The 19,231-nt window shown below is 52.6% G+C and carries 17 protein-coding genes, 1 tRNA gene and 1 pseudogene; 7 read left to right on the plus strand and 12 right to left on the minus strand.

Annotated features, from left to right (window positions below; translation table 11 throughout):
* Positions 1 to 3 precede the first annotated feature (3 nt).
* The 5 genes from ABC831_RS05880 to ABC831_RS05900 all read left to right on the plus strand — a co-directional run bounded on the left by ABC831_RS05880 (position 4) and on the right by ABC831_RS05900 (position 4,938).
* On the plus strand, positions 4 to 1,002 hold the full coding sequence (locus tag ABC831_RS05880; protein WP_343247309.1) for a zinc-dependent alcohol dehydrogenase: 999 nt from the start codon (positions 4 to 6) through the stop codon (positions 1,000 to 1,002).
* Between the two features lie 73 nt (positions 1,003 to 1,075).
* A complete protein-coding gene (locus tag ABC831_RS05885; RefSeq protein ID WP_343247310.1) occupies positions 1,076 to 2,020 on the plus strand; it encodes a Gfo/Idh/MocA family protein in 945 nt (314 codons plus the stop codon).
* A gap of 11 nt (positions 2,021 to 2,031) precedes the next feature.
* A complete protein-coding gene (locus ABC831_RS05890) occupies positions 2,032 to 2,925 on the plus strand; it encodes a sugar phosphate isomerase/epimerase family protein (protein WP_343247311.1) in 894 nt (297 codons plus the stop codon).
* Between the two features lie 26 nt (positions 2,926 to 2,951).
* Complete coding sequence (locus tag ABC831_RS05895; protein ID WP_343247312.1) at positions 2,952 to 3,932, plus strand: Gfo/Idh/MocA family protein; 981 nt, start codon at positions 2,952 to 2,954, stop codon at positions 3,930 to 3,932.
* 94 nt (positions 3,933 to 4,026) lie between these two features.
* Complete coding sequence (locus ABC831_RS05900; RefSeq protein WP_343247313.1) at positions 4,027 to 4,938, plus strand: dihydrodipicolinate synthase family protein; 912 nt, start codon at positions 4,027 to 4,029, stop codon at positions 4,936 to 4,938.
* Between the two features lie 68 nt (positions 4,939 to 5,006).
* Here ABC831_RS05900 and ABC831_RS05905 read toward each other — a convergent pair whose 3' ends face one another.
* The 9 genes from ABC831_RS05905 to ABC831_RS05945 all read right to left on the minus strand — a co-directional run bounded on the left by ABC831_RS05905 (position 5,007) and on the right by ABC831_RS05945 (position 14,903).
* Positions 5,007 to 5,963 (minus strand): sugar phosphate isomerase family, encoded by a 957-nt coding sequence (locus ABC831_RS05905; protein WP_343247314.1) that lies wholly within the window; start codon positions 5,961 to 5,963, stop codon positions 5,007 to 5,009.
* 16 nt (positions 5,964 to 5,979) lie between these two features.
* Positions 5,980 to 6,858: a D-psicose 3-epimerase gene (locus ABC831_RS05910; RefSeq protein WP_343247315.1), complete on the minus strand. Its 879-nt coding sequence runs from the start codon at positions 6,856 to 6,858 to the stop codon at positions 5,980 to 5,982.
* A gap of 56 nt (positions 6,859 to 6,914) precedes the next feature.
* Entirely contained in the window at positions 6,915 to 8,021 is a 1,107-nt protein-coding gene (locus ABC831_RS05915; protein ID WP_343247316.1) for a sugar ABC transporter substrate-binding protein, read from the minus strand.
* Positions 8,022 to 8,088: 67 nt separating this feature from the next.
* Complete coding sequence (locus ABC831_RS05920; protein ID WP_343247317.1) at positions 8,089 to 9,567, minus strand: sugar ABC transporter ATP-binding protein; 1,479 nt, start codon at positions 9,565 to 9,567, stop codon at positions 8,089 to 8,091.
* Between the two features lie 9 nt (positions 9,568 to 9,576).
* On the minus strand, positions 9,577 to 10,566 hold the full coding sequence (locus ABC831_RS05925; protein ID WP_343247318.1) for an ABC transporter permease: 990 nt from the start codon (positions 10,564 to 10,566) through the stop codon (positions 9,577 to 9,579).
* A 20-nt stretch (positions 10,567 to 10,586) separates the two neighbouring features.
* Positions 10,587 to 11,606 (minus strand): zinc-dependent alcohol dehydrogenase, encoded by a 1,020-nt coding sequence (locus ABC831_RS05930; RefSeq protein ID WP_343247328.1) that lies wholly within the window; start codon positions 11,604 to 11,606, stop codon positions 10,587 to 10,589.
* Positions 11,607 to 11,615: 9 nt separating this feature from the next.
* The gene (locus ABC831_RS05935; protein WP_343247319.1) at positions 11,616 to 12,440 is read right to left on the minus strand and encodes an aldose epimerase family protein; all 825 of its coding nucleotides are present in this window, start codon (positions 12,438 to 12,440) and stop codon (positions 11,616 to 11,618) included.
* A 30-nt stretch (positions 12,441 to 12,470) separates the two neighbouring features.
* Positions 12,471 to 13,703, minus strand: a complete 1,233-nt coding sequence (locus tag ABC831_RS05940; protein WP_343247320.1) for a M20 family metallopeptidase — start codon at positions 13,701 to 13,703, stop codon at positions 12,471 to 12,473.
* 21 nt (positions 13,704 to 13,724) lie between these two features.
* Positions 13,725 to 14,903 carry a M24 family metallopeptidase gene (locus ABC831_RS05945; protein WP_343247321.1) on the minus strand — a complete coding sequence of 393 codons (1,179 nt, stop codon included), beginning with the start codon at positions 14,901 to 14,903 and terminating at the stop codon, positions 13,725 to 13,727.
* Between the two features lie 307 nt (positions 14,904 to 15,210).
* Here ABC831_RS05945 and ABC831_RS05950 point away from each other — a divergent pair, with 307 nt between their 5' ends.
* On the plus strand, positions 15,211 to 15,927 hold the full coding sequence (locus ABC831_RS05950) for a PIG-L deacetylase family protein (RefSeq protein WP_343247322.1): 717 nt from the start codon (positions 15,211 to 15,213) through the stop codon (positions 15,925 to 15,927).
* A gap of 109 nt (positions 15,928 to 16,036) precedes the next feature.
* Positions 16,037 to 17,083 (plus strand): Gfo/Idh/MocA family protein, encoded by a 1,047-nt coding sequence (locus tag ABC831_RS05955; protein ID WP_343247323.1) that lies wholly within the window; start codon positions 16,037 to 16,039, stop codon positions 17,081 to 17,083.
* Between the two features lie 50 nt (positions 17,084 to 17,133).
* Here ABC831_RS05955 and ABC831_RS05960 read toward each other — a convergent pair whose 3' ends face one another.
* From ABC831_RS05960 to ABC831_RS05970, 3 genes and pseudogenes are all read right to left on the minus strand, one after another.
* The gene (locus tag ABC831_RS05960) at positions 17,134 to 18,378 is read right to left on the minus strand and encodes an ROK family transcriptional regulator (protein WP_343247324.1); all 1,245 of its coding nucleotides are present in this window, start codon (positions 18,376 to 18,378) and stop codon (positions 17,134 to 17,136) included.
* A 161-nt stretch (positions 18,379 to 18,539) separates the two neighbouring features.
* Positions 18,540 to 18,812: pseudogene (gene tnpA / locus ABC831_RS05965) on the minus strand (IS200/IS605 family transposase); the annotation flags it as partial.
* A 33-nt stretch (positions 18,813 to 18,845) separates the two neighbouring features.
* A tRNA-Trp gene (locus ABC831_RS05970) sits at positions 18,846 to 18,916 on the minus strand.
* Between the last annotated feature and the right edge of the window lie 315 nt (positions 18,917 to 19,231).

Genomic DNA, 19,231 nt, shown 5'->3' on the forward strand with positions numbered 1-19,231 from the left:
CGAATGAAATGTAAAGGAATCGTAGCGCTGTCAAAAGGAGATCCGCAATGGTGTGACGTGCCGGTAACTCCCCCCGGTCCAGGGGAGATCCAGGTCCGCATGGCAGCGACCCTGGTTAGTACAGGAACGGAACGCGCCTGGGTTAACGGTCTGCCCAATGCAATCCCGGAATATCCCTACATACCTGGCTATTGTTGCGCGGGGTGGGTGGAAAAAACCGGAATCCGGACCACCGGATTTCAGGAAGGCGACCGGGTGGCATGTTATGCGGTGGGTGTCGGTCATCGGGAGATTGGTAATGTCCCGGATTACCGGGTAGTGAAAATTCCCGACGGAGTCTCCTTTTCAGAGGCGGCGTTTACCAGTCTCGGTCAGACTTCTTTACAGGGCGTTCGAAAATGTGGGATTGAGCTGGGAGAAACCGTGGTGTCCCTGGGACTTGGAATCGTCGGAATCCTGGCGCTTGCGCTCGCCCGTTTAAACGGAGCAGTATCTGCCGTGGGGATCGACCGGCAGGAAAGCCGGCTTTTTACTGCTCTCCAGTGCGGAGCCGACGAAGTGTTGTGGAACGAAGGAAAAGACTGGGAGGAACATTACTGGTCCCTGACGGACGGCCGCGGCGCTGAGGTAGTGATTGAGAATACCGGCGTACCCGCGGTGATGGCACAGGCATGCCGGATCGCCGCTGATTATGGAAGGGTTTGTATTTTGGGCTGTCCCAGAGGAAGTACTTCCTTTGATTTTTACCAGCTGGTGCAAAAGAAGAGCATCACAGTGTTGGGAGCCCATGCGGTGGATTCCATTCCAACCGTGCAATCTTATCCGCGCCACTGGACTTTTTCGGATGACGCTGCTTGTTTTTTAAAATTTCTTAAAAAGGGCGCTTTGACAGTCGGCCCTCTCATCGGTGAAGAGGTCTCAAAGGAAAACGCCATATCTGCCTATAAGGGCTTGATGAACCAGGAACGAGAGGTTCTCGGGATGATCATCCATTGGGAATAATCTGCATTTTTCCATAAAACCGGGGGTACCCGCGAAACTCTCCCACTATAATTGGAAAGGAGCCAGTTTAGTTATGAACGCACAACTGAATATCGGAATTATCGGAACAGGTGCAATCGCTGAGATTGCGCATCTGCCTGTGTTGTCAAAAATCGAAGGTGCAAACCTCAAAGGGATCCTATCGGGCCATCTGGAAAACGCCGTCAGGGCGAAAGAGCGATACGCGGTCGATTACGCAGTGGAGACGATCGAGGACCTGATAGACCTGGGGATCGACTGCGCCTTTGTGCTGTCACCCAAACAGGAGCACCCTGGACAGGTATTAAAGCTTCTGCGGGCAGGAATCGACGTCTACTGTGAAAAACCGCTGGCCATGAGCCTGCGGGAGGCGGATGCGATGGCAGAGGCGGCCGAGGCCAGCGGCCAAAAACTGATGGCCGGATTCAACCGTAGATTTGCCCCGGTCTACCAAAAGGTTAAAGAGGTTTATGCCGGCGAAGTTCCCCAGGTCATCATCGCCCAGAAAAACAGACCGGCCAGCGAATACCGTGCAACTTTGGAAAACGCCATACATATGGTGGATCTGATGCGTTTTCTCTGCGGAGAATGCGTGGAAGTACATGCATCCTCGCAGTTTACGGATCCCTACTACGAAACCTTGGCCACTGCTTATCTGCAGTTCGAACAGGGAACCACGGGCATCCTGGTCGCGGACCGTGCTTCCGGCCAATGGGAGGAAACTATGGAGCTGCACGGAGGAAATAAGAGTGTATGTGTCAACGCGCCGGATTCCGTCACAATCATCGATTCCGAACAGTCTCATACCACACGGATGACACCATTGGCCATGGGCTGGGCAAGAGTGGAGGATAAACTGGGTTTTCGCTTCGCCATCGAGCACTTCCTTCAATGTGTCCGGGAAGACCTGGAACCTCTGACCAACGCGCAGGATGCCGTAAAAACTCATGAACTCATGCATCGCATTCTGAAAGCTGCCGGATTGCCGGCCCTGGAATAGGAGGTGTCCATATGTATCGTATCGCAGGACATACCATGGGAACACCGGAATATACGCTGATCCGGGCCTTGGAATTATTCAAAGCCATCGGACTGGATGGGGCGGAAATCGTGGTCCAGGACGGATATCAAAGCGGAATCCCTTTGAAGGCGGGGAAACAGGAACTCACAGCTATCCGAGAAGCCGCCCATGATCAAGGGCTTGAGATTGTCTGCTTGACGCCTTATTTCTGCAGATTCAATGACCCGGACCCGCAGATCCGGGAACAAGAGACAGAAGGAATCAAACGGGTACTGGATTACGCTGTCTATCTCGGCGCCCGTTATATCCGGATATATGGGGGAAATGCGCAGTGCCCGGACGATATGCAGGGCGATCGGCGCAGGTATATGATAGAGAGTATGCAAACGCTGGGGGAAGCGGCTCAGCAGGCCGGGAAGGATCTGGTGATTGAGAACCATTTTAACACCATGACAGTGTCGGCCGCAGATACCATCCGTCTGATCCGTGAGATCGGCCACCCCTGTGTCAATATCCTCTATGATCAAGCGAATCTGGACTTTATGGGAAAGGAATCATACGGAGAGGCGATCGGCCTACAGGGGGAACAGATCCACTATGTCCATGTAAAAGACCATATCTATAAAAAACACACAGCCGAATGTACCGCCTCCAAAGATGTGAGCCATCAAACCGAAGAAGAGCGCAATGTCACAACCCGCATTGTCGGTGAAGGGATCCTACCCTGGCCGGATATCTTACAAGCACTGAGATCCGCCGGATATGAGGGATGGCTGTCATTGGAATACGAACGCCGCTGGCACGCCATGGATATTCCGGATGCCAGTATTGGTATGAAGCAAAGCGCGCGGTATCTGCGCAGTTATATCCAGAACCTGAAATGAGCAAACCCGGAAAGGGGATACCGAAAATGCCAGACTTACATCATTCATTGAAAATCGGTCTCATCGGCGTCAGCCACTGGCACATGCCTTTTTATATGCCTGGCCTTACTGGGCATACGGTGGTGGGAGTGTGCGATGAACAGCTCCCTCTAACAGCGGATTCCTACGCGCGCCGGTTCTCCTGTCCCAGCTATGTCAGTTCGCAGGAGCTTCTTACGCAGGCAAAACCCGACTTTGTACTGGCATTCGCGCCGCACAGCCGGATGAAGGAGCTGGCGATGATACTAATACAGCGCCGGATTGGTTTTTCCATGGAAAAACCAATAGGGCTGGATGCCAGCGAAGTGGCGCAGGTAGCCACAGCCGCCCGCCAAGCTGGCGTCTTTGTATCGATCCCGCTGGTTTGGCGCTGCAGTCAATGGCTGAGAGACTGGAAGCAGCGGCTGAAAACGGAGGAGATTATCCATCTCTCCTTTCGTTTCATCGCAGGAGCGCCGGACCGCTATCTGCAAAGTTCGCCCTGGATGCTGGATCGTGCTTCGGCGGGAAGTGGCTGTATGACGAACCTGGGGCCTCATTTTCTGGACATGGCTCTATACCTGACCGATTCTCAAAAAGCCCATGTCGTTGGAAGTCGTTTCCAGTATGCTTCGAATTATAACGTGGAGACTTATGCCAGCGTGCTGCTTGAATTCCCGGGCGGCGCCACCATGTCTCTGGAGACTGGCTATGCTTTTCCCATGGAGGATGGCGTCAAACGCGAAAACCGTTGGAATGCGGTGACAAAGAAGGGATATCACACCCTGGCAGATGGATATCTGGAGGAACGGCGTTTTGGCGAGCCGGTCGTTCGTATGGCAGTGGATACCGACAGTGATGTCTATTATGCTTCCTACATCCGAAAAACACTGTCTGCTTATGCCGCCTGTCTCCCTCCTGCAGTATCAATCGATGACATGCTCCGGGTCCGCATACTTCTCGACCAGATCCTGCAGTCATCACGATAATGCCGGTCAGACCTGAAATGGGAACTCAGTATGAATAAAAAAGCTTTATCAACACCTAAAAGTGCGGATACCCGCACGTACGGAGGATAAGACAATGAAAAAACTATTCGGCATTACTGCCGCTATCGTCACACCCATGACTGCCGCCGGCGAAATAGACCGGAAAGGCATACAAATACTAACCAGTTTTCTGATCGAAAAAGGCATCCATTGCCTTTATCCCTGCGGCACCACCGGAGAAATGCTCCGGCTCTCTGTCGAAGAGCGGGAACGGATAGCGGAAATCGTCCTTGAAACCGCTTCGGGGAAGGTGCCCGTCTACATCCATTGCGGGGCTGCCAGGCAGGACGACACTCTTCGTCTGCTCCGCCACGCTCAGCAGGCAGGCGCCGACGGGGCCGGGATCGTCACCCCCCAATTTTTCGGAATCAACGAGCAGGAAATGGAATCATATTATGTGAATCTGGCGGAGCTGGTTCCTGATTTCCCCCTCTATCTGTACAACATCCCGCAGTGCTCTGCCAATGATCTAAGCGCAGAGACCGCCTCCCGCATAGCCGCCCGCTGCCCCAATGTCATCGGCGTCAAGTATAGCTATGCCGACATCAACCGGACCATCGATTACCTTCAAATCCAGAATGGAGCCTTCTCCGTTCTCCACGGCTGTGACCGTGCCCTTCCCGCTTTCTTGGCCTTAGGATGTGACGGGACCGTATCCGGCGTGGCCGGCGTATTCCCGGAACTCTTCGTATGTGTTTACGAAGCTTTCCAGGCCGGTTCTCTCGGTGAAATGCAGCGTCTTCAAAAGCACTGCATCGCCGCCTGTGATATTCTGAAATGCGGCAGCAATATGTCCTATTTCAAAGAAGCGTTAAAGCTGCGCGGCATCCCCGCCGGCCACATGCGTCTCCCCCAACAGGATCTCCCGAATGCTGAGACCGCTCTTTTGAAAACCCGACTGGATGCTCTCTGTCGGGACGCCCAAATCCAGTTATCAATGACATGATAGAGGCCGTCTCAACAAAAGAGGCGGCCTTAAGGTTAGGAAAAGCTTTCAGTTTTTCTATGTCTTCTTCAATTACACTCTGCGACCAGCGGACCGGCCAGCTCCTGTAAAAAGAACAGCTTCCCGGGGATCGTAGGAACGAAGGATGAGGGTACCGCTTTGTCCGGCCCATACCGGAGCGTCATCCACAGGGACATTCCCTGCCACTGCATCCCCCGGCTAAAGATGCCGTCCGCCCCGCCGATCATCAGATCCGACTGGAGGAACAGGCCCGGCCCGACCGTGTTGGCGCGGCACGGCACCAGCGTGGTGCGGCTCTTGAAGCTGGTCAGCGCGTTCTGCTCGATGGTCAGCGGATGCAGCTTTGCGCCCAGACGGTAAGGCTGGCTTCTCCAGTCCTCCACCGACTGGAACTCCCGCCCGAAATGGGGTTCCCAGAAGGCGATATGGCACATCCTGCCGATCCCGTAGACGGTGATCAATTTTGCCCCCTGGGATTTCAGCTCTTTGATCTTCTCCGGGTAAGTGACCAGATTCTCCCTGGTGGCAAAATTCCTCTGGCTCTCCGGAACCGTCAGCTCTCCCAAGGGTTCATAGAACGCTTCTCTCATGGCATGTTCAAAGGAACCCGGGTTCGTCTTGTCCAGCGTATTCCCCTCCGCGTCAGACCATTCATCCATATTAAACCCGTAGACATGGTCACAACAGATGTTCCACTCCTTCAGGAAATAAACCGCCCACCGGTACATGCCCATAGGCCCTACCGGAAGGATAAAGGCCGCTTTTCTGCCTTCTTCCCTGGCCTTCCTGATCTCCAGCGCGATCTCATGGCCCAGCATCATATTAAACTCCGTCACATCTTCACAGGCGACGGGCCTAAAAGCCGGATTCCAGAATTCCTGGGGCAAGCCAACCTCCCCCGGCGCATGGCCGCAGCACCTGTCAATCCTGTCAAAATCCCATTCCTGCGGATAAAATTCCTCCAGCAGAGAACCTTTCACTGTAGACATAAAATTCAGATCCATCCTATTTCCTCCGATCTCACATATATTTTCTCAGCATCTCTCTTTCGAATTCCAGGAGGAACTTAGCCTCCCCGTCAATGGTCTCTTCGTTGGGCTCTAAAACCAGGTCCCGCCAGACTTTGATATCTCTGCCGACTTCCCCGCCCTGCATAACAAAAGGTTCTGAAATGATCCGCCCTTCATAATGGATGTCAGCCAGCGCCTGAAAGATCTCGTCCCAGTCCAGATGGCCGCGCCCCGGCGCCAGCCGGTTATTCTCCCCTGTGTGGAAACTGGTCAGCCGATCCCCCGCCAGGCGGATCGCATCGCCGATATTCGTCTCCTCGATATTCATATGATAAGTATCCAGAAGTACGCCGATGTTCCTGCTGTCCACCCGTTTTACATAGTCCAACGCCTCCTGGGCCGTGTTGATCACCGCAGCCTCAAAACGGTTCACTGCTTCCACACAGTAGATCACGCCATAGTCCTCCGCTGTCTTTACGATCTCTTTCATACTGGCCACGCTGCGTTCCACCTGTGCCTCCTTGGTGTCCCCGATTCCCGGGCCGGCTCCCCAACCCTGATAGCTGACACCTGAGATGATCTTCCCTCCCATAAATGCCACTTTCTCCACTATTCGCTTGAGATAGTCGATTCCGCCCAGCCGGATCTTCTCATCCGCGCTGGATACATCATAGGCCGGGTTAAGTCCCAGACTGTATGTCAGCTCGATCCCCCTGTCATCTGCCGCCTTTTTGATGGCCCGCATACGCGCTTCGCTCATTTCGAGCAGCGGCTGCGCCTGGAATTCCAGGATATCGAACCCGATATCGGCAGCCTTATTTACATATTTTATATGATCGGCATCCCAGTTCTTCTCCCAGAAATTCATAAAAATCCCTAACCGGTTCATTTATTGTCCTCCTGACATACTCATTATCGCATCCTAATTCCACAAAGGGTCCGATCCTATTTTGCGTCAGCGTCCTTTACATACTTCATGTAATCGGCAATGTTCGTCTCATCGACTATTTTCAGCTCGATATTCTGGGTCTTTTCGATATCCGCCGCGCCGTTAAAGTAGTCCGCCAGGGTGTTATAGCAGTACGATACGATTCCTTCCGGCGGCACTGCGACTGCCGCTTTGTAATAGGGGTCCTTGTTGTTGATCGTGGTAAAGGTCTCTGTTCCCCAGCCGCCTGCGCTGACTACGATCGTACCCTCTACCCCGCCGTTTTCCAGGGCTACTTTGGCCCCGAAGGCTCCATTGTCCACCGGCGCCCAGATTACATCCATCGGTTTCGCGATGTTGTTGGTGACGATATTGGAAGCTCCCTCTCTGGTCTGGTCAAAGTCCTGGGTAAATACATACTCGATATTTTCCTTTCCAAGCTCTTTCTCCAGCTCTTCTACAAATGCCTCGCCCCGCACTTTGGTGTGGGGAAGGGTCGTAAAGGTCAGCAGACCCATTTTGACTTTACCGCCCAGGTTCGCTTTGGCATAATCGGCTACCCATTTTGCCGTCAGACGTCCGGTCTCGGCGTGATCCCATGCGATATGGGAGATCAGGTGTTCCCAGTCGGTCCCGGAGTCAAAGGCCACCACCGGGATTCCCGCATCATACGCTTTGTCCAGTGTGGACTTGATCGCCTCGGAGTCGGCCACGTCAATCAGAATCGCGTCATAGCCCTGGCTGATAAAGTCCTCCACATTTTTTTGCTGGGTTTCGATACTGAAGTTGGCATCCTGCACGTTTACTTCCGCGATACCGTATTTGTCCTTCTGGGCCATCAGCTCATCATATACTCCGGTACACCATTCGTCATACATGGAGATATGTGCGACAGCAATCCGTTTTCCCTTTAACGGCATATCCGTATCCGCAGCGGCATCCTGATCTGCCGCGTCCTTTGCAGGCGACGCATCAGGCGCCTTTGCGGGCGCCGCAGATTCCTCCGCTTCAGGAGCAGCCGGCGCGGGGGACCCGGTGTCCTGCGTCTGATCCCCGCATCCTGCCAGCATCCCTGTCACCATCACTGCCGTCAATAACAATCCCAAACATTTTTTCATCTTCATACCTTTTCCTCCTTTTATTTGTTTCATCCTTTGTGGAATTAAGATTACCATGCTTCAGATACCGAATTTATACACACAGCGCCAGAATCTTTTCCTGCGTGGCTTCCTCTCTGGCCAGCTCGCCCACCAGGTCACCGTCATGCATGACAAAGATGCGGTCGCTCATTCCCAGGATCTCGGGAAGCTCCGACGAGATCATGATCACTGCCTTGCCTTCCCGGATCATTTCGTTCATCAGCTCGTAGATCTCCGCCTTGGCACCCACATCGACTCCGCGGGTGGGCTCATCCAGTATAATGACATCGCTGTTCTGCATCATCCATCTGGCTATGATGACCTTTTGCTGATTGCCGCCGGACAGATACTGCACCTCCGTCTCCGGACCGGGAGTGGAGATATTCAGCTTCCCGATATAGTCCCGGGCATACTGGTCCTCCAGTTTTTCCCGGATGACACCGCCCTTTATGATCCGGCCGATATTTACAATACTGATATTGTTTTTTACAGACATGATCGGCAGGATTCCCTGCACCTTCCGGTCCTCCGGCACGAGTCCCAGTCCTCTGCGGATCGCCTCCGCGAAGCTGTGGTTGACTATTTTTTTGCCATAGAGGTACACTTCGCCGGAATCCATCTTGTCAATCCCCAGGATCGCCCTGGCCGTCTCTGTCCTTCCGGCTCCCACCAGGCCTGCGATCCCTACGATCTCCCCTTTCCGGACATTGATGCTGACATGATTGAGCACCCCTTTCCGGCAAATATCCCTGGCCTCCAGGGCCATATCCGTGATCCGGGCCTCGATCTTGGGGTATTCATTTACCAGTTCCCGGCCCACCATCAGGGAGATCAGCCCTTTGCGGTCCACGTCAGCTACAGGGAGTGTCCGGATATGCTTTCCGTCCCGGAGCACCGTGACATCGTCCGCCAGGTCGAAGATCTCTTCCAGCCGGTGGGAGATATATATGATACTGACCCCCTGGTCCCTCAGCTTCCGGACGATCTGGAACATGATCTCCTGTTCTTTCAGCGTGATCGTCGCCGACGGTTCATCCATGATCAGGACCTTGCACTCCCCGTTGATCGCCTTGCAGATCTCCACGATCTGCTGCTTAGCCACGCTTAAGTTATCGACGATCTCATTCACGTCGATCGTAACCCCCATGGAGCCGAGCATTTCTCGGGCCGCTTGTTCCATCCCTTTCCAGTCCACCAGATGATTTTTGTATTTTAAATTGCCCAGAAAAATATTTTCCGTCACCGTGAGGGTATTCACCAGCTTCAGCTCCTGGTGCACCACGCGGATGCCGGCCATCTGGGATTCATGGGGGCTTTTCAATACCGCTTTATGCCCGTCCAGAACCAGCTCCCCTTGTTCCGGGTGGTAGATTCCGGCCAGCACCTTGATCAGGGTCGATTTCCCGGCGCCGTTTTCGCCCACCAGCGCGTGGATATTGCCTTTTGTCACGGAGAAGGTGACGTCATCCAGCGCCTTCACCCCCGGAAAGCTCTTGGTGATATGTTGTATTTCCAGAATTTTTTCAGCCATTTCCGCCACCTACCTTTTCCTGTTTCGGAAGATATCAAGCAATACCGCCCCGATCAGAATGGCTCCCTTTAAGACGTCCTGGATAAAAGAATTTACATTCAGCATACTCATGCCGTTGAAGAAGAGGGTCAGGAATACCGCCCCGAAGAACGCCTGCCAGATCTTCCCCTTACCGCCCGTCATGCTGATCCCGCCGATTACACAGGAGATCATCGTGTCGAACTCGTACAGGTTGCCGTTGGTCACGGCCGCAGAATTCAGCCGGGAGAGCAGCACGATTCCGCCGAAGGATGCCAGCAGACCGGCCAGGGTAAACACGATGGTGGTGTGCATTTTTACATTGATCCCCGCAAAATAGGCAGCTTCCTTGTTGCCTCCGGCCGCGTATGTCCTTCTGCCGAACTTGGTCTTTTTCAGCACGAAGGCAAACAAAAAGAACAGTAACAGCATGATCACGATACAGATGGGCAGGCCGTTGGAGCCGCCGATATTCCCCCTACCGATCCAGGAGATGCTCTCCGGCATGGACGGGATGGGAGACGCGTTGGTGATCAGTTTCGCGGAGCCTTTGCAGATCATCTGGGTACCCAGGGTCGCCACGAACGGGGCTACCCCCAGGTAAGAGATCAGCGTCCCGTTGACAAAACCGATGAAAGCGCCCAGGGCCAGGGCCGCCAGGATGGCAAGCCACGGATTCCAACCGCACATTTTCATCAGAAAGGCGGCCAGACAGCTGGTCAGACATACATTCTGCCCAAGAGACATGTCGAAGGCCCCGCAGATCAGCACCATGGCCTGGCCGATCGCCACGATAGCCAGCGCGCTGGTCTGGGTCAGTATGTTTCGTATATTGGTTATCGTCAGAAAATACGGCGATACGATCGTGAAGATGAGTCCGAGAATCAGGATTGCAAATACCAACATGTATTCTTTTGTGAATTTCGACAGAAACAGCCGAAGAGAATCCGGTGTTTCTTCCACCTTAACTTTTTCCTGCATTTGATTTCCTCCCTTTTGTACTAATGAATCGTAAGCACTGCCTTTATTACCCCATTATCCTGTTCAAACAATTCTTTTAAGCCGGCCGCGTCTGTAAAAGCAATCCGGTGGGTGATCAGTTTCTGCGCATCGATCACCTGTCTGCGCAGCATTTCCACACTGAGCGGAAACTTATTCGCCGGTTCCGCCAGGAACGGCAGAATCGGGTTCTTGTTCATAATCAGCCGGTCCACATCGATCACCGCTTCGGAGCGGCAGCCCATGTCGAGGCCGATGGGAACAATCTTCGTTCCATAATCAGCCAGCTTAAGGGCTGCCGGCAGTGTACCAGGCGGCGATGTGACGATGATACTGTGGATGGGCCCCCTCATCTTCCCCTTCAGGCGCTCTTCCCAACCGGGTGCCGACATATACAGAACCGCATCCGCCCCAAAGGCCAGCGCGGCATCTTCCCGCACCTGATTCCGGAACGTCCCCTGCCTGGAGCCGACACACACCACGTCCCCCGCGCCGTAATGCCTGGCCAGGGCAGCCGTCATAACGGCCAGAGGGCCCAGTCCGAAGATGACTACATTGCCTTCCATGGGGACCCCGGCGGTCAGATATGTATTGATGCATACCGCCAGGGGCTCCGTCAGTGTGGCCGCCGCCGCAGAGATCCCTTCATATTTGTTAAGCATCCTCTCATGAACACAGACATACTCCCCCATACCGGACTGCCCGTTCAGACCGATCTTACCTGTACAGAGCTGCGGATACCCGTTTTTACAGTTGATACATCTGCCGCATCCGGTCACATCTTCCACAACGACATGATCCTGCATCCCAAGCCCGGTCACCCCAGGTCCAATCGCCGCCACTTCCCCGGAAAACTCGTGCCCCAGGGGCGTCCACTCACGGCTTTCCTGCAGCAGATGCAGATCTGATCCGCACACCCCGCAGGCCGACACCCGTACCAGAACTTCCTGGTACCCGGGTACCGGAATTTCCTTCTCCCCAAAGGTGATCTCCATCCCTCTTCGTCCCAGCAGATACTTCATTTTCACGCGCTACACCTCCTTTAGTGTAATCGTCATGGGATATTCCCGGTAATCCCCGGGGTTGACATACTCGGGATACCCTTCCTGGTGAACCGCATCGGGCGGGCCGATCCACGGCTCCACACATACCCTCTCAGCAAAGGCCGTGCAGACCACCAGGGATTTGTAGGCGGGAGACGTCTCGATCAGAGCCTCATATCCATCCGCAGGGTTGCTGATTTTTAAATTCCCCTCCTTTCTTCCCGTAAACACATAATCCGCTGTCTTTTTACAGTCCATGCAGCCCGGGCTCCGATATTGTTTCCCGGTCTCCCAATCCATATATTCAGACATGTTTACGTTCAGCCCAAACGCCGCCTTGTCGGTCGCCTTGAAGAACGGATGCCAGCCGAAGGAATGCACCAGCCGCTGGTTCGAGCGGTTGATCACCCTGGCGGAACAGCGTACCTGGTTCGCGGCCAGCTCATAGGTGATTTCCAGCCGGCAGTCGAAGGGATAGTGCTGTGAACGGTTTGCCGCGCTGTTGTCGATCCACAGGACCGCCCGGCTTCCGGTAACCTCCCTGACTCCGAACGCGGCTTCCTTCACCAGCCCGTGAAAAGGCATATAATATTCTCTTCCATCGATCTGATAACAGTCCCCGGCCGTCCTCCCCGCGAAGGGGAACAGGATGGGATTCCCGCAGGAGAGCACCGCGGACAGATGGACCTTATCCTCGTGGTAGGAGATGATCTCCTTACCCCGGAAGATCAGTCTCGCCATCATCCCTCCATAGTCAGGCAGGATCAGGGCCTTCATATCCCCCGCCCCATTGTGAAGTTCAATCTTTCTCATTTACCCACTCCTCTTTTATCCGCACCCTTCTTACCCGCACCACTCGATCATAAAATCCTTTAATGTCTCCGTGACCTGAACCTGACTGTCGATATCCACCCATTCATCCGGGCCGTGCAGCCGTTCCCCCACCGGCCCGAACACGACGCCGGGCATGCGGCCGTACTCATTCAGCACATACAGATCACAGGAGAACATCGCTCCGCAGGTAACAGGATCATCGATAAATTTCCCTGCTGACTTTTGAAGGACCCCGATACCGGGAGCCTCCAGGTCCGATTGGGCGGCCTTGCAGTAATGATACATGGCCTCGATCTTCAGGTGATCCATATGGGCATAGTGCTCCTGAATATAATCCAGGAAATAGGAGACCGCTTCCTCCTCCGTCTCATTGGGATAGGTCTGGATGACAAATTCCGTCCAGGCATCAATCGGCGCCGCCAGCTGTCCGCTATGCTCCACCTCTCCGGCCTTTAACTTCATCATGACCAGCTGCGGATCCTGTACGGTCTTTTCCCACAGTTTTGGTTTCTTTAACAGCTTCATCCGGGTGGCATCATACTCTTTGAGTACCTGCAAAAGCTCCATCATCTCAAATACAGGGCTGGAGATCGCCTCACCTGTATACGGCATTCCCGCATTCCCCTGTATGGTCAGGCGGTAAACCAAGCTTCCCACACATCCGGGACAAATCGTAAGTCCCGTGGGTTCCAGGATGATCCCGAAGTCGGCGTTGATCCCGGATATCCTGGCCGCCAGTGTCCCGCTTGACCCGGAGTATTCTTCATCCACCACCGTCTCGAAGATAATGTCTCCTTTGGGCTTGAAGCCACTCTCCTTCAAAGACCTGACCGCGGTCAGGGCACACGCCAGACCGCCCTTCATATCCGCGCTGCCGCGCCCGTATACCCGGTTGTCTTTGACCACGCTCTTATAGGGATCGCACACGCTCCAGCACATGGGTTCCTTCGGGGCCACATCCATGTGGCCGGTCAGGAGGACGGATCTGCCGCCTCCGCTGCCTCTCCAGATACCGATGACATCCCTGCGGTCCGTAAAATCCCGGTCGTGGTCGAATGCGGGGTGTTGTTGAAATCCCGGCACATCGTAAGGGCCGATCTCCATCACTTCCAGCCCCAGATTGCTCAGCTCTTTTTTTATGTATTCCTGACCTTGTTTTTCGTATCCCACAGGCGGTTTGTTTTCGGTCGGAATATTTACCAAATCCTGCGTATATTTGATTACCTGATCTTTTATGTCCATTTTATTGTCTGCTCCAGTTTTTTATAGATAGATTGCTTCCGGCTGGAAAGTGGTAAATTTCTCCACGCCGGTTTCCGTGATGACGATTCCGTCCTCGAATCTGACTCCGTACTGCTCATCCGCGATCCAGATATCAATATTGAAGGCCATGTCCGGTTCCAGGACCAGCCCGCTGCGGTTATCGACCCATGGCCCTTCGCACTCCTGCATACCGGTTCCGTGTGCAGGCCCATACAGGTTCAGTCCGTCGAATCCTTCCCGTTTCAGCTGTGCCTGGAACTTGTCATACACCTCGGCGAACGCCACACCCGGCCCCATCGTCTCACATGTGTTGACCAGGCATTCAGAGGCCACACGGATCATATTTTTATGCTTCTTAGGGAGATCCCCGATGACCACCGGACGGCAAAGGTTCCCGCAGTAGCCGACATATTTGGCTCCTAGGGTCAGCTGGACCATCTCATTGTTCCCGATGATGCGTTCTGTAGAACGGCACAGGCTCTGGAAGGTGGTGGGTCCGGACGTCACCCAGATCGGATATCCCACTCCCTCCGCTCCCATCTCATAGGCATTTGCTCTCCAGCGGGCCTCGATCTCCCACTCGCGGACACCGGGCTTTACGAGCGGCAGTGTATTTCTCACCGCTTCATCCGTGATCCGGTAAGCTTCCCTCAACAGCCTTATTTCGTTTGCGCTCTTTTTCCAGCGCACCTTCATCACCAGGTCATCCGCATTGACGCAGGAGGCATCCGGTGCTGCCTTTCGGATATCATCCATGATCGCGTTTGGTATGGTGTTCGTATTGGCGATACCGATCCTGCGGATCGGGAACCTTTGTCTGATTTCATCAAAAATCATCGTGTAATCATAAGCGTTCGTGGGCTTATCCCATTCCGGCGCGCTGGTTTCCACATACAGCGGATGGACCCGCACATCTTTTACATGGGACATCTGCCGGACCAGGTCATAGGACTCCGGACCTCCGGTCAGCAGGATCGCATCCCCCTCCCGCGGAATGATCCCTCCGATAAAATCAAATACTGTCCAGATACTTGCCAGATAGCGGATATTCGCCGATTCACATTCGCAGCTGTGCATAATCAGGACATCCAGATCCTCTTTCGCCATCGCCTCCTGGATCTTTCTGACCCGTTGGCCGTACTCCTCATGGGGAATCGACATTCGCTCTTTCCCTGCCATAACTTGTGCTCCTTTCCGTCTGAAACAGACAATGGAATTATTTTTTTATTGATTTTAATTATAGTGATGTGATAATTTAACGTCAACATTATTTTAATTATTTAATTAATTTTTCCCTATTAAATAAAAATTTCGCTATTTTATCACTTGTTTTTTGTATATTATTTCTATTTTTAGTATTAATTATATGTTTTTATAAACATTTTTGTGAATATTTTAATATTGTATATTTTTATACCCGATGATATTATTTAATTATTAAATTATATTTTTCATATTAATAAAATAATCAGAGGAGGATATGCAAATGAACATTTTAGCAATCGGATGCCATCCCGATGATCTGGAGATCGGGTGCGGAGGCACGCTGGCCGCTTATGCCGCCAAAGGACATACCGTAATCATGTGTCATGTCGCTAACGGGAACATGGGGCATGCCGAGATCATGCCGGACGAGCTGAACCGGATCCGCACAAAAGAAGCCGAGGACGCCGGAAAAATCCTCGGAGCAAAAGAAGTGATCAGTCTGGATGTTCCGGATCTGTACCCGAACTACCATCAGGATGAGGTGCGCAAAGAACTGACCCGGATCATCCGTTACGCGAAGCCCGACTTCATCATCGCCCACGACCCGCAGGACTACATGCAGGACCACCGGGAGGCCGGCACGCTGGCCTTTGACACCAGCTTTTCCTCCAGCATCGTCCATTACGCACAGGACGACCATACATACGGAGATATCGTGCCGATTTACTATATGGATACCCTGGCAGGAATCAATTTCATCCCTACCATGTATGTGGATATCACCGATACCATCGACCGGAAGCTGGAGGCTTTAAACTGCCACCAATCCCAGATCCGCTGGATGGCGGATCACGACCATATCGATTTCCTGGATTTTGTCAGGACCTGTTCCAAATACAGGGGCCTCCAGTCCAACTGCGGGTTCGCAGAGGGTTTCCGCCAATGTCTGACCTGGCCCAGAATCCAGCCTACCCTGCTTCCGCCGGTTCAGAGATAAGATTATGATTCAGAGATAAGATTATAATTCAGAGATAAGGTTAAGATTCAGAAATAAGATTTGTTTTGAGGAAAAAGAAAAAGAGATGAAATCAGGAAAGGAGAAACTTATGGATAAAGTACGTTATGGAATCATCGGTGCCGGCGGAATCGCCGACCGCAGAATGATACCCGGTATGTTAAAATCCGGGCACTCAGAGGTCGTGGCCGCCATGGCGCCGGACCCTGGTATCGTTCAAAAGACCTGCGAGGACTTTCAAATCCCGCATGGCTGTCTCACCGTAGAAGAATTGCTGCAGGACCCTTCGGTGGATGCCGTATATGTGGCGTCCCCAGTAGGCTTTCACACCGAACAGATCCTAAAAGCCGCAAAAGCCGGAAAACACATCCTCTCTGAAAAGCCCATGGCCCTCACAAGCGCGGAATGCGCTACCATCGTATCCGCATGCCGGGCTGCCGAAGTCAAATTACTCGTAGGTTTCCACATGCGTTTCCACAACCTGCACCAAAAAATGAGGGAAATCCTGCAAAATGGCGGAATCGGCCAGATCGTCTCCTGCAGGGCGCAGCTTAGCTGCTGGTACCCCGATCAGCCAAATGCCTGGAGACTGAACCGGTCATTAAGCGGAGGAGGCGCCTTCATGGACATGGGACTTCACTGCCTGGATCTGTTGGAGTACCTGGGCGGCTCCGCGATCACCCAGGTATCCGCCCTGGCCGGCACCACGACCTTTCAATACGAAGTGGAAGACTGTGCCAATGTGATGGTAAAATTCAAAAACAAAGCAACCGGCTACGTCGATGTATACTTCAATGTCCCCGAGCACGTAACCAGCTGCTTCCTGGAATTCTACGGCACCAAAGGCAGTCTGATCGCCGAACACACCATCGGCCAGAACGAAGCCGGTACCCTAAGTTACCGCAGGATCGACCAGGATCTCTCCTATACCGCCCAGCAGTCCCTGACCACCGTCGACCCGATCCTCTACACCGGAGCAGGCAAAGACCTGTACGAAAAAGAAGCAGAAAGCTTCTCCCAATCCATACTCTCCAACGCCCCGCCGATAACTTCCGCCGAACAAGGCCTGCACATGGCCCAGGTAGCAGAATCCGTCTACAAATCCGCCGCCCTCGGCCGCCTGATCGACATTAATTGACAACCTCGCAGAATCCGTGCAGGGCCTGACGGCTCCGTCAGGCCCGACTCTTACTCACCATTCTTATCCCCCGTAACGGGCAGTGTAAAATCCAGATTCTTGATATAATACTCGACCGCATAGTGGCACATGGCGCCGACCAGATCCGCCTGGCGGGTTTTCGCGCGCTCGATGTGGATCACTCTGGCGTCCGCGTTCACGATCGCCGTTTTCATCTCCTGGACCGCCATCTCATACACAAAATCCGACAGCTCCAGCAGTTCTCCTGCCAGAATCACACAGTCAGGGTCCATCACATTATACAGGAACGCCAGCGTCTTCCCGATATAGAGCGCCGTTCTCATGAACAGGCCGTGGACTTTCGCGCTTCCCAGTTCCTCCGCTTTTATCAGTGTCTCTATCGTCAGGGGCATCTTCATATCATTCACCAGATATTTCAAGATCTTGCATCCATCCTGGCCTTCCAAAAACTTTTCCGCATCTTCCAGCACGTAATTCTCACCGCAGAGTCGTTCCACGCATCCCCGGTTGCCGCAGTGGCAGATCTGTGCGTAGGGGTCCAGGCAGACATGTCCGATCTCGCCCCCCGCCCCATTGATCCCTTCCACGATTTTTCCTCCGAAGAACTGCACGCAGCCCACGCCAATGCCCACATAGAGATAGATCACGTTCATCATGTCCTGGCCGATCATACGGATCTCCTGCCTCGCCTTGTATCTGGTGATATTGTCACAGTAGATCGGGAATTCATACCGGCGTTCCAGCTCATCCAGGATCGGAATGTTGTACCACTGATAATAGGATGCATATACTTTTTTATCCCGGGATACGATTCCGGTAACAGCGATAGCCATACAGGCAATCTTCTGCCGTACATCCCCCTCCAGACCATCCACATACCCCGTAATGATATCGGTGAAGGTCTGGCGGATCACCTCGCCCTGTGCATTTCTGCCGGTAGGGATGCTGAATTCTTCCATCTGCTTGACCACGGTACCGTTAAAATCCACTGTGGTGATCAGAAGGGATTGGATATGCATACTGACGATCACGATATATTTCCCTTCACCCTCAAACTTCAGAATAGTTGCCTTGCGCCCCAGATTCCCGCTGATCTTGTCGCCCGCCGTCACCAGCTTTAACCCGATGAGATCATTGATATTATTCGTTACCGTAGCCACACTCAAATCCAGCTGCTGGGCAATGTTGATCCTGGTCACGCCCTCGTGATCCACAATATATTGTAAGATTCTCTTCATATTCTTCTTTTTTGCCGCAGAGGCTGCTGGATTCATGGGTACGCTCCTTATCTTAACTAATTATTTTATGAATAAACATAATGTTATTTTAACATTCGTTTTCTTTTATGGCAATGCTTATAGACGTGAACACCATTTCTGCATTTTCACTTGATAGCTGTGACTCGTTGCTGTCCCTAAAGGGACGTTTGTACTACTCAGCCTTGACCCTTAATAAGGTATTCATACTCTTTCACACTGAGTTTATCCTGCAGGATGTCCGCGTTCTCCTGCTCTTGAATATACTTTTTTATCGTGGCTTCATTGAGTCCTACGGTACTGACATAATATCCTTCTGACCAAAAGTGGCGATTTCCAAACTTGTACTTCAAGTTTGCATGTTTGTCAAACATCATCCATGCACTTTTTCCCTTTAGATACCCCATAAATGAGGATACACCGATTTTGGGCGGTATACTTACCAACATATTAAAAAAACTTCATCTTTCGATGAAGTTTCAGACCAGGGGATGAGGGAATCGAACCCCCACCAAAGGTTTTGGAGACCCCTATCATACCATTTGACCAATCCCCTATATATCATATATGATTTTTACCGACTGAATATTTATATCATATTCAAATGAATTTGTCAACAAAAGCTTTAGCACAAATTTTATAAAAACATTAGATATAATATAAGTGACTATCTCTAGTCACTTTCCCTATAAATATATGAGATGCATATACCTTCAAAACTACACACTGTAAAAATCATTACCATCCGTTCGGCTCTTTTCAAAGCCTCTTATCTTGAACCTTCAGACCATTCTGGTCAAGCCCTCGACCTATTAGTAGCAGTCAGCTCCGTACATTGCTGCACTTCCACCTCTGCCCTATCCACCTTGTC

This window comes from Diplocloster hominis, assembly GCF_032380655.1.
Lineage (GTDB): Bacteria > Bacillota > Clostridia > Lachnospirales > Lachnospiraceae > Diplocloster > Diplocloster hominis.

Bases quoted from the DNA above. Each gene is read 5' to 3' on its own strand.
- ABC831_RS05950 (WP_343247322.1), top strand. From the start codon at position 15,211: ATGAACATTTTAGCAATCGGATGCCATCCCGATGATCTGGAGATCGGG.
- ABC831_RS05945 (WP_343247321.1), bottom strand. From the start codon at position 14,903: ATGGCAGGGAAAGAGCGAATGTCGATTCCCCATGAGGAGTACGGCCAA.
- ABC831_RS05880 (WP_343247309.1), top strand. From the start codon at position 4: ATGAAATGTAAAGGAATCGTAGCGCTGTCAAAAGGAGATCCGCAATGG.
- ABC831_RS05900 (WP_343247313.1), top strand. From the start codon at position 4,027: ATGAAAAAACTATTCGGCATTACTGCCGCTATCGTCACACCCATGACT.
- ABC831_RS05940 (WP_343247320.1), bottom strand. From the start codon at position 13,703: ATGGACATAAAAGATCAGGTAATCAAATATACGCAGGATTTGGTAAAT.
- ABC831_RS05890 (WP_343247311.1), top strand. From the start codon at position 2,032: ATGTATCGTATCGCAGGACATACCATGGGAACACCGGAATATACGCTG.
- ABC831_RS05925 (WP_343247318.1), bottom strand. From the start codon at position 10,566: ATGCAGGAAAAAGTTAAGGTGGAAGAAACACCGGATTCTCTTCGGCTG.
- ABC831_RS05895 (WP_343247312.1), top strand. From the start codon at position 2,952: ATGCCAGACTTACATCATTCATTGAAAATCGGTCTCATCGGCGTCAGC.
- ABC831_RS05935 (WP_343247319.1), bottom strand. From the start codon at position 12,440: ATGAGAAAGATTGAACTTCACAATGGGGCGGGGGATATGAAGGCCCTG.
- ABC831_RS05955 (WP_343247323.1), top strand. From the start codon at position 16,037: ATGGATAAAGTACGTTATGGAATCATCGGTGCCGGCGGAATCGCCGAC.
- ABC831_RS05910 (WP_343247315.1), bottom strand. From the start codon at position 6,858: ATGAACCGGTTAGGGATTTTTATGAATTTCTGGGAGAAGAACTGGGAT.
- ABC831_RS05920 (WP_343247317.1), bottom strand. From the start codon at position 9,567: ATGGCTGAAAAAATTCTGGAAATACAACATATCACCAAGAGCTTTCCG.
- ABC831_RS05905 (WP_343247314.1), bottom strand. From the start codon at position 5,963: ATGGATCTGAATTTTATGTCTACAGTGAAAGGTTCTCTGCTGGAGGAA.
- ABC831_RS05930 (WP_343247328.1), bottom strand. From the start codon at position 11,606: ATGAAGTATCTGCTGGGACGAAGAGGGATGGAGATCACCTTTGGGGAG.
- ABC831_RS05915 (WP_343247316.1), bottom strand. From the start codon at position 8,021: ATGAAGATGAAAAAATGTTTGGGATTGTTATTGACGGCAGTGATGGTG.
- ABC831_RS05885 (WP_343247310.1), top strand. From the start codon at position 1,076: ATGAACGCACAACTGAATATCGGAATTATCGGAACAGGTGCAATCGCT.
- ABC831_RS05960 (WP_343247324.1), bottom strand. From the start codon at position 18,378: ATGAATCCAGCAGCCTCTGCGGCAAAAAAGAAGAATATGAAGAGAATC.